9 protein-coding genes are annotated in these 8,855 nt (G+C 58.5%); 6 read left to right on the top strand and 3 right to left on the bottom strand.

From position 1 onward, the window contains the following. Positions 1–1,977 (top strand): translocation/assembly module TamB domain-containing protein (locus tag NW818_RS10990; RefSeq protein WP_414424573.1); only part of this gene is annotated, 1,977 nt, incomplete at its 5' end. A gap of 80 nt (positions 1,978–2,057) precedes the next feature. Here NW818_RS10990 and NW818_RS10995 read toward each other — a convergent pair. Continuing rightward, a complete protein-coding gene (locus NW818_RS10995) occupies positions 2,058–2,360 on the bottom strand; it encodes a Mo-dependent nitrogenase C-terminal domain-containing protein (RefSeq protein WP_414424574.1) in 303 nt (100 codons plus the stop codon). A 651-nt stretch (positions 2,361–3,011) separates the two neighbouring features. On the opposite strand from NW818_RS10995, the gene bchB reads away from it, so the two are divergent. The 4 genes from bchB (at position 3,012) to coaD (ending at position 6,500) form a co-directional block, all read left to right on the top strand. After that, on the top strand, positions 3,012–4,544 hold the full coding sequence (bchB, locus tag NW818_RS11000) for a ferredoxin:protochlorophyllide reductase (ATP-dependent) subunit B (protein ID WP_414424575.1): 1,533 nt from the start codon (positions 3,012–3,014) through the stop codon (positions 4,542–4,544). 54 nt (positions 4,545–4,598) lie between these two features. Then, a complete protein-coding gene (gene galE / locus NW818_RS11005; RefSeq protein WP_414424576.1) occupies positions 4,599–5,603 on the top strand; it encodes a UDP-glucose 4-epimerase GalE in 1,005 nt (334 codons plus the stop codon). A 61-nt stretch (positions 5,604–5,664) separates the two neighbouring features. Then, positions 5,665–6,000, top strand: coding sequence for a divalent-cation tolerance protein CutA (gene cutA / locus NW818_RS11010; protein ID WP_414424577.1), 336 nt, complete (start codon positions 5,665–5,667; stop codon positions 5,998–6,000). A gap of 20 nt (positions 6,001–6,020) precedes the next feature. Beyond that, a complete protein-coding gene (gene coaD / locus NW818_RS11015) occupies positions 6,021–6,500 on the top strand; it encodes a pantetheine-phosphate adenylyltransferase (protein ID WP_011433776.1) in 480 nt (159 codons plus the stop codon). 29 nt (positions 6,501–6,529) lie between these two features. Here the strand turns inward: coaD and NW818_RS11020 are convergent, their stop codons facing one another. Continuing rightward, positions 6,530–6,889: a pentapeptide repeat-containing protein gene (locus NW818_RS11020; RefSeq protein ID WP_414350044.1), complete on the bottom strand. Its 360-nt coding sequence runs from the start codon at positions 6,887–6,889 to the stop codon at positions 6,530–6,532. Positions 6,890–7,376: 487 nt separating this feature from the next. Here NW818_RS11020 and NW818_RS11025 point away from each other — a divergent pair, with 487 nt between their 5' ends. Next, positions 7,377–8,489, top strand: a complete 1,113-nt coding sequence (locus NW818_RS11025) for an ATP-dependent 6-phosphofructokinase (protein WP_414332294.1) — start codon at positions 7,377–7,379, stop codon at positions 8,487–8,489. Here the strand turns inward: NW818_RS11025 and NW818_RS11030 are convergent. Continuing rightward, the coding region (locus tag NW818_RS11030; protein ID WP_414424578.1) for an AtzH-like domain-containing protein at positions 8,441–8,855 on the bottom strand (415 nt) is incomplete at its 5' end. The genes NW818_RS11025 and NW818_RS11030 overlap by 49 nt on opposite strands.

Genomic DNA, 8,855 nt, shown 5'->3' on the forward strand with positions numbered 1-8,855 from the left:
TTCGCGTCAGCGGTGCGGAGCACTTTCCCGCCGCCCACAAGTCTGCGAGGGGAATTCCAAGCCAGCGTTAGCCTGGTCGGCAGCCTCAACCGGCCTAGCGTCAGCTTTTACCTTGAGGGCCAGAATTGGCAGGCAGAGGAGTTTGGCATTGAAAGCCTTACTGCCAGGGGCAGCCTGGCTGGAGATGCAGTGGTGTTGGAGCCGCTGCGGTTGCGCAGTGGCGAACGTCAAGCCCTTTTTGTGGGCAAGCTGGGCCTAGAGGAACAGTCGGGATCCTTGCAAATCCAAGGATTGCCTCTGGCTTTGCTGGACCGCTTCCTGCCAGAGGAGCTGGAGCTGCAGGGGGATCTCAACCTGGACGTGGAGCTGGCCGGCAACCTGCGGGATCCCCATGCCCGCGGATCCCTGACAGTGGTCAACGCCCAGATCAACCAAGTGCCCCTGCGGGAGGTGGCGGGACAATTCGACTACCAACAAGGACAACTGCGCTTGAAGAGCACTCTTCTCGCCAACGGCGACGAGCCAATCCGCATTGCCGGCTTGGTGCCCTACACCTTGCCCTTCGCCGAAGTTCAAGCCAAAGAGGATCAGATCGACCTGAGCTTACAGGCTGAGAACGGCGGCCTGCGCTTGATCAATCTCCTCACCGACCAGGTGCGCTGGGAAGGCGGCCAAAGCCAACTGGAGCTGGCCATCCGCGGCACCTTGCGAGAGCCCAGCCTGCAGGGGAACTTGAGCGTCAACTCGGGGATCCTCAAGCTGGCAGCCCTGCCGGAGCCCATTACCGACCTCACAGGCCAGATCGCCTTTAACCTCAATCAGCTGCAAGTCCAGGAGCTGCGGGGACAGTTGGGGGGTGGATCCCTTTTGGCTGAAGGCTTTTTGCCCGTCAACTCTCGCGGTGCCCTGCAGATGGACGAAACCTCGCCACCCTTAACTCTGCAACTCCAAGGGATCCAGCTCAACCTGCCCAACCTCTACACTGGCCATCTGGACGGCGAGGTGGCTGTCAGAGGGCTGCTTCTGCAACCTTTGCTCGAGGGGCGGCTGGAGGTTTCTCAAGGGATCGTGGATGTCAGCCCCCGCCGGGCAGAACCTGAGGCCGCAACAGCTGCCGCCGGCTCGACTTCGCCGGATCCCTTCTGGCAGCCGCGGCTCAACGGACTGGAGCTGGTCTTGGGGCCAGGGATCCGCGTGCAGCGTCCCAATCTGTTTGAATTCAATGCTGCCGGCACCTTGCGCCTGTTTGGCACTCCCCAGGATCTGCGCCCAGCGGGCACCATTGCCCTAGAGCGAGGCCGCATCAACCTGCCCCTTGCCAACTTTCGCCTGGATCGCTCCCGCTCCAATACCGCCACTTTTGACCTAGACAACCCCTTCGATCCCTTCCTGAACCTGCGCTTGATGACCCAGGCCATCGAGGTCTATCGCTTTCCCCAAGAGCTCTCCCCCTTCGACACCAACCGCAACCTGCCGGGATCCCAGCAGAGCATCGAGATTTTCGCCACGGTCAACGGGCGGGCCAGCCAGCTGGCTGAGGCGGATCCCCGCAACGGGGTTCTGGCCCTTTCCAGCAGCCCCAGCCGCTCCCCCGAAGAGATCGTCGCCCTCCTGGGAGGCACAGCTCTGGCCCGCCTCAACCCCGAAGCGGGAGTGGCCGGCCTGGCCGGAACTGCCTTGCTCAACGATGTGCTGGACACGCTGCGGGACACCCTGGGCCTAGACGAGGTGCGCATTAGCCCCGTCCCCCAGGTCGATACCCGCGCTGCCAACCGCTCCTCGATAGGGCTAGCGCTGGAGGTGGCCCGCGATCTGGGGCCAGCCACTTCCATCTCGGTGCAGCGCAACCTAACGGATCCCTTTCAGCCCACCCGCTACAGCGCCCGCTACCGCCTCAACGAGCAAACCCTCACCCGCGCCAGCACCGACCTCGAGGGCAACAATGTCATTTCCATCGAGTTTGAGACCCGCTTCTAATGGGATCCGCTCCGGAGTTTGGCAGCAGGCTTTGGATGGCCAGGGATCCCTTGAAAAAAGATTTAGTGGAAAAAGCTGCCTTACAGGTAACGGCTAATGTCTTCTCCTCGCTCCGCCAGAAACGACAAAGCCCGGAAGCGCAGCCCTGCCACCTGGTCGTAGAGGGGGTTGAGCTTACACATGGGCGGAATGTGCATCACCTTATGGCCAAACAGCACCACATCTCGCTCAAAGGGGCAGCGGGCCGGGATCCACTGGCAAAGGAAGTGGGCCAAGCGTGGATCGCGGATGCTGAAGTTATCGATAGCCGATTGAATGGGACGCAACGGAGCCTGCAACCAGTCGCGCAGGCGACCCGTGGACTTGAAAAGCACAGAAGTCATGGAACCGGTCAGCTCCTGAGGAGCTCTGCGAGCACGTTGCCAAGAAATCGTTGTGGAACCCATAAGCTTTCACCTCAACCTTTGAAGAAGCAGCAGCCTTTGGTCGGTTACGGCGCGCAAAATTACTAGCCATCGACAATTCTCTGTGTCGAGCTTGTATTCAGGGAAACATTAGCCATCTCTCTTCCCTCTGTTAGTCTGCCTTCTCCAACGGAAAGCTTGCTTCTGTAAACAAGAATCTCTGCTCAACGTTGTAGAGCTACATGTTTTGTCTCCAAAAGTTAACATGTAACAAAAAATACAAAAACTCCTCTGCTCTTGTCCACCAGCCGATTCCCTGTCAGGATCCCTGAAGTTCCTCAGCTTGGGCTCTGGAGCCAGATGGGTATCCATCGCTCCTATTTCTAGGATGGAACAAGCCCTTTGGGCGGAGTAGAGGGATCCCCGTAATCACACTTGCCTTGGCAGGGTTGTTTTTCTTTTGATCGAGTTTGGCTTGGGAGCGTCTCGGTTGGGAGTTACGGAGGATAACAGCCAAGGGATGCCGGCTGCTGAGCGTTCTACAATGCCAGGAGAGATTCCCAGCAGGTGCACATCCGGCGGTGGGTTGGGATCCTTGATTTTGTCTCTGGCTTTCTTGAGAGGCTGCCCATGAAATTGGCCTATTGGATGTACGCTGGCCCTGCCCATATCGGCACGCTGCGGGTGGCCAGCTCCTTCAAAAACGTTCACAGCATCATGCACGCTCCTCTGGGAGACGACTATTTCAACGTGATGCGTTCCATGTTGGAGCGAGAGCGGGATTTTACTCCGGTAACCACCAGCGTCGTTGACCGGCAGGTGTTGGCGCGGGGATCCGACGAAAAGGTGATTCGCAACATCGTCCGCAAAGACGGGGAGGAGCAGCCGGATTTGATCGTCGTCACCCCCACCTGCACTTCCAGCATTTTGCAGGAAGATCTGCATCACTTTGTCCGGCAGGCCCAGTTGGCCAGTCGCTGCGACGTAATGCTGGCAGATGTCAACCACTACCGGGTTAACGAATTGCAGGCAGCGGATCGCACCCTGCAGCAGATTGTGGAGTTCTATATCACCAAAGCTCGCAAAAGCGGGGAGTTAGACGGCCTGCCCCAAAAGACGGAGCGGCCTTCCTGTAACATCCTTGGCATTTCCACCCTAGGGTTTCACAATGCCCATGATCTGCGGGAGCTGAAGGTGCTGCTGCGGGATCTGGGGATCCAGCTCAACCTGGTGATCCCGCAAGGGGCCAGTGTCCACGATCTCAAACACCTGGGGCGGGCTTGGTTTAATGTGGTGCCCTACCGGGAGCTGGGGCCGATGACAGCTCGCTATCTGCAGCAGGAATTCGGCATGCCTTACATTGAGATCACCCCGATGGGGGTGGTGGAAACGGCCCGCTTCATCCGCCAGATCCAGAAGATCCTGAATGAGCAAGGGATCCCTGTCGATTATGAAGCCTACATCCAGGAGCAAACCCTGCACATTTCCCAAGCGGCCTGGTTTTCCCGCTCCATCGACTGCCAAAACCTAACCGGCAAAAAAGCGGTGGTCTTCGGGGATTCCACCCACGCGGCGGCCATCACCAAAATCCTGGCCCGCGAGATGGGGATCCACGTGGTGTGGGCGGGCAGCTATTGCACCTACGATGGGGAGTGGTTCCAGGCAGAGGTGGGAGGGTATTGCGATCAGATCTTGATGACGGAGGATCACACCCGCGTGGCGGATGCGATTGCCCAGGCGGAACCTGCTGCGATTTTCGGCACCCAGATGGAGCGGCATGTGGGCAAACGGCTGCGGATCCCTTGTGGGGTCATCTCGGCCCCCATCCACGTGCAGGATTTCCCTATCGGCTACCGGCCCTTTTTGGGCTACGAGGGCGCCAACCAAATTGTGGACTTGATCTACAACTCCTTTACCCTGGGCATGGAAGATCACCTGTTGGAGATCTTCGGTGGCCACGACACCAAGGAGGTGATTCACAAGAGCCTGAGCGCCGATTCCGACCTCATCTGGACGCGGGAAGCCCAGGCGGAGCTGAACAAGGTGCCCGGCTTTGTGCGCGGCAAGGTTAAACGCAACACCGAAAAATTTGCCCGCGAACGGGGCTTGACCGAGATCAGTGTGGAGGTCATGTACGCCGCCAAAGAAGCTTTTGGAGCTTGAAGGGATCCCGTCGGCAGCCTTTATCCTGTGTGCGATCCCTATCTAAGCTGGCGTATGCGTCTCCTGGTTACCGGCGGGGCGGGCTACATCGGCAGCCACACCTGCAAAGCTCTGGCGGCCTCTGGCCATCTGCCCATCACTTACGACAACTTGGTTTACGGGCACCCCTGGGCAGTTCGCTGGGGGCCGTTGGAGATTGGGGATCTTGCCGACCGGAAGCGGCTTGATCAAGTCATCCAACACTATCGCCCGGAAGGGGTGATTCACTTTGCTGCATATGCCTATGTGGGCGAGTCGGTCAAGGATCCCGGCAAATACTACCGCAACAACGTGGCCGGATCCCTGAGTTTGTTGGAGGCCATGCGGGATCACGGGATCCCTTACCTGGTGTTCTCCAGCACCTGTGCCACTTATGGGGTGCCAGAGCGGATTCCCATTCCCGAAAGTCATCCGCAACGTCCCATCAACCCCTACGGCCAGAGCAAGCTAATGGTGGAGCAGATCTTGCAAGATTTCCAGGTTGCCCACGGGATCCGATCCATTAGCCTGCGCTACTTCAATGCCGCCGGAGCCGATCCCGATGGTGAAATTGGGGAGGCCCATGACCCGGAAACCCACCTGATCCCCTTGGTGTTGGAGGCCGCCGGCGGCCAACGTCCTCACATCACGGTTTTTGGAGATGACTACGATACCCCCGATGGCACCTGTATCCGCGACTACATTCACGTCACCGACCTGGCTCAAGCCCACGTGTTGGCGGTAGAAGCGCTGGCCTCTGGCCGACCCGTACCAGCAGCCTACAACCTGGGCAATGGCCAAGGCTTTTCCGTCAAAGAGGTCATTGCCACCGCAGCAGCCGTGACCGGAAAGCGGATCCCGGTGCAAATGGGAGCACGTCGACCTGGGGATCCCCCGCGCTTGGTGGGCGATGCCGGTGCCATCTTTCGGGATCTCAACTGGAAACCTCTCTACACCGACCTGGCCGAGATCATTCAAACTGCCTGGCGCTGGCACCAGAAGCGGCCCTATTTCGGCAAATCTAGGCCCCCGTTGAGCTAGGAGCGTCTAACTTGGCGGGCGATAGGATAGGGAGGAACCGCTTGGTTAACCACTGCCCCGCATGGACGACAAGATCACACCCGATACCCTCGCGGTTGTCATGACCACAGTGGGATCCGAAGCCGAGGCCCATCGCTTGGCTCATACCTTGGTGGCCGAACGTTATGTGGCCTGTGCCCAGGTCTTGCCCGGGATCACGTCCTACTATCGCTGGCAGGGATCCCTGCAGACCGATGCCGAGTTCCTCATCCTGCTCAAATTGCCCGCAACTGCCTATCCCCGCCTGGAACAACGGCTGCGAGAGCTGCACCCCTACGCTGAGCCCGAGATCCTGGCTCTGGCAGCCACTCAAGTGAGCACAACCTATTTGGCTTGGGCCCGAGACCAGGTAGGGTGAGGAATAGCACGAGGTTGGCCATGATCGCCCTCTACCCCGGCAGCTTTGACCCGATTACCCTTGGACATCTCGATGTTATCGAGCGGGCCAGCCGTCTTTTTTCCAAGGTAATCGTCGCCGTCTTGAAAAACCCCAACAAAACCCCTCTGTTCAGCCCAGAGCAGCGGCAAGCCCAGATTAGCCTGTCCACAGCCCATCTCAAAAATGTTGAAGTTGATACGTTTTCAGGTCTGACGGTGGCCTATGCCCGCCAACGGGGGGCAAAGGTGATCGTGCGCGGCTTGCGAGTTTTGTCGGACTTCGATGTGGAGCTGCAAATGGCCCACACCAACAAGCTGCTGGCTCCCGAACTGGAAACCTTGTTCCTTGCCACCGCCAGCGAGCACAGTTTTGTCAGCAGCAGCCTGGTGAAGGAAGTCGCCAAGCTGGGCGGCCCCATCGATCATCTGGTGCCCGCTCCGGTGATTCGAGATTTGCGGGAGCGCTTTCCCTTGGCCTGAGGGCTCAGGGATCCCCTCTCCTTCCCCAATCAAAATTCAAAGGGCTGCATCCCTGCCGTCACCGGATCAAACCCCACCGGGAAGCAGGTGCTGTGATTGTAGAGGGATCCCCTCAAATTGGCCCCTTCCAAGCAGGCTCCCTCAAGGTCGGCATAGCGCAGGTCGGCACAGCGCAGATCAGCCTTCGCCAGATTGCTGCCCCGCAGGTTGGCGTAGCGCAGGTTAGCCCCATGCAAATCGGATCCCTCGAGATTGGCCCCTCGCAGATCGACCCCCCTCAAAAAGGCATACTCCAAGCAGGACTGGGGAAAATGGCGCTCTCCCTGCCGGTAGCGGCTGAGCAACTCTGAGGCCCCTTGTAGAGCACACTGGGCAATGGTTTGAGTCATGGTACTGCTCCCAAATCAGACTGGATGCCTTATCTCTATCCTCATCCCTATCATCGGGTTGACCAGGTCTTGATCATCCCTGCTTAACAAATAATTTCAGTTTTTGAGTGGATTGTTGCCCCCAAGTTTTTTTGGAAAGATCTATCCTCAGAGATATAGAAGTCTTTCCTAATCGGCAGCTTGTGCAGCAATGTTTCTTAATCCTTTTTGTGAAGGATGCTTAACGGCTGGGCTTGATCGCCAACCCCAAACCCCACCGGGAACGCAAGCTGACCTGATCTTGCTGGGCTGTATGGATCCCTCAATTTCTTCTTTTTCAGCACTCCCCCAACCAGAAGGTGTTTCTCCAGAGCTGATTGAACCAAGATAATTGGGATAATGATCGACTGGATCACATCCGTAGTTTGCGATTGAGTAGGGATTCTCTGCAAGCGATATAGACCCTTATCTCTGTTCAGGATGTTCACCTTTCTTTAACTAGAGCTCTATGCCCAAACGTAAGCGAATCGGGATCCTCACCAGTGGCGGCGATTGTGGCGGCCTCAACGCTGTGATTCGAGCAGTGGTGCGGCGGGCCCGCGACTACGATATGGAAGTTTATGGCATCAAAGATGCGACGGCAGGACTCATGGCTCGACCGGTGGAGGCGGAGCTGCTGGATGTGAAGCGGGTTTCCGGCATTTTGCGCTACGGCGGCACCATCTTGGGCACCGTGAACAAAGGCAACCCCTTCGCCTACCCTATGCCCGATGGCAGCTTGGTGGATCGCTCGGCAGAAGTGATCACCGGCTACCACCGGCTTGGGTTGGATGCCCTCATTGGGGTGGGGGGGGATGGCAGCTTGGCCATTCTCCGGCAACTGGCCCTGCAGGGGGATTGGAACTTTGTCGGGATCCCCAAGACCATCGACAACGATGTCGGTGCCACCGAGTATTCGGTGGGGTTCAACACAGCTCTGAGCGTGGCTGTGGAAGCCCTAGATCAGCTCACCTACACGGCCATCAGCCACAGCCGAGTCATGGTCATGGAGGTGATGGGGCGGGATGCTGGCCACATTGCCATCAGCGCTGGCATTGCCGGGGGGGCGCATGTGATTTTGATCCCGGAAATTCCCTACAAGCTGGAGAATGTCTGCAAAAGAATCCGCGACCGCAAAGAGCGAGGCAATAACTTCAGCATTGTGGTGGTGGCAGAGGCGGTTCGCACCGAGTCGGGGGAGCCGGTGACCCACACCAACAGCCTGGGGCAGTCTCTCTACGGCGGCATTGGCCATTACATCGGCAATGAGATCGCCCTGCGCACCGGCATCGAAACCCGGGTTATGGTTTTGGGCCACCTGCAGCGGGGAGGTACGCCTTCTCCTCTGGATCGCCTGCTGGGAGCAGCCTTTGGGGTGGCTGCTGTGGACTTGATCGCCCAAGGCAAATACGACCGCATGGTGGCCTGGCAAAATCGGCGGGTGGTGGATGTGCCCCTGGCAGAGGCCATCTCCCAGTATCGGCGGGTGGAGGTGGATGGGGCTTTGATCGCCACAGCCATTGGCTTGAATACCTATGTGGGCGAGGTGGATCCGCAGCTTTTGCGCAGCATTTCCCCCTGATCTTCCGGCAAAAACGACACGTGGGCAGAGACAATCTTCCAGCCGATATCGGGGAACCTGTACCCCATCTGGCTTTGGCGGCCCAAGCGAGGGATCCCGTTCACCGGACGGCGAAACTCTAAGGTGACCGAGCCGCAATCCGCCCCAAAGGTGACTACCTGCAAACGCAGCATCTCGCGGGCCAAATTCGTGGGAGGACGCCGTTGGCGAAAAGCCTTGATCTCGTCTCCCCCGTAGAGATTTTCCCCCACACCAAAGCGCACCACCTGGGGGCCATCCCAAAACAGGCGGTTCAGGGTGGGCACATCATTGCTCGTCAGGGCAGCTTCGTACTGATGGTAGAGCATGCCTCTAACCCCCAAAACC

The organism is Synechococcus sp. R6-5 (assembly GCF_047461775.1).
Classification (GTDB): Bacteria; Cyanobacteriota; Cyanobacteriia; order Thermostichales; family Thermostichaceae; genus Thermostichus.

Coding starts and splice junctions, on each gene's coding strand:
- coaD (WP_011433776.1), top strand. CDS start 6,021: ATGATCGCCCTCTACCCCGGCAGCTTTGACCCGATTACCCTTGGACAT.
- NW818_RS11025 (WP_414332294.1), top strand. CDS start 7,377: ATGCCCAAACGTAAGCGAATCGGGATCCTCACCAGTGGCGGCGATTGT.
- NW818_RS10995 (WP_414424574.1), bottom strand. CDS start 2,360: ATGACTTCTGTGCTTTTCAAGTCCACGGGTCGCCTGCGCGACTGGTTG.
- cutA (WP_414424577.1), top strand. CDS start 5,665: ATGGACGACAAGATCACACCCGATACCCTCGCGGTTGTCATGACCACA.
- bchB (WP_414424575.1), top strand. CDS start 3,012: ATGAAATTGGCCTATTGGATGTACGCTGGCCCTGCCCATATCGGCACG.
- galE (WP_414424576.1), top strand. CDS start 4,599: ATGCGTCTCCTGGTTACCGGCGGGGCGGGCTACATCGGCAGCCACACC.
- NW818_RS11020 (WP_414350044.1), bottom strand. CDS start 6,889: ATGACTCAAACCATTGCCCAGTGTGCTCTACAAGGGGCCTCAGAGTTG.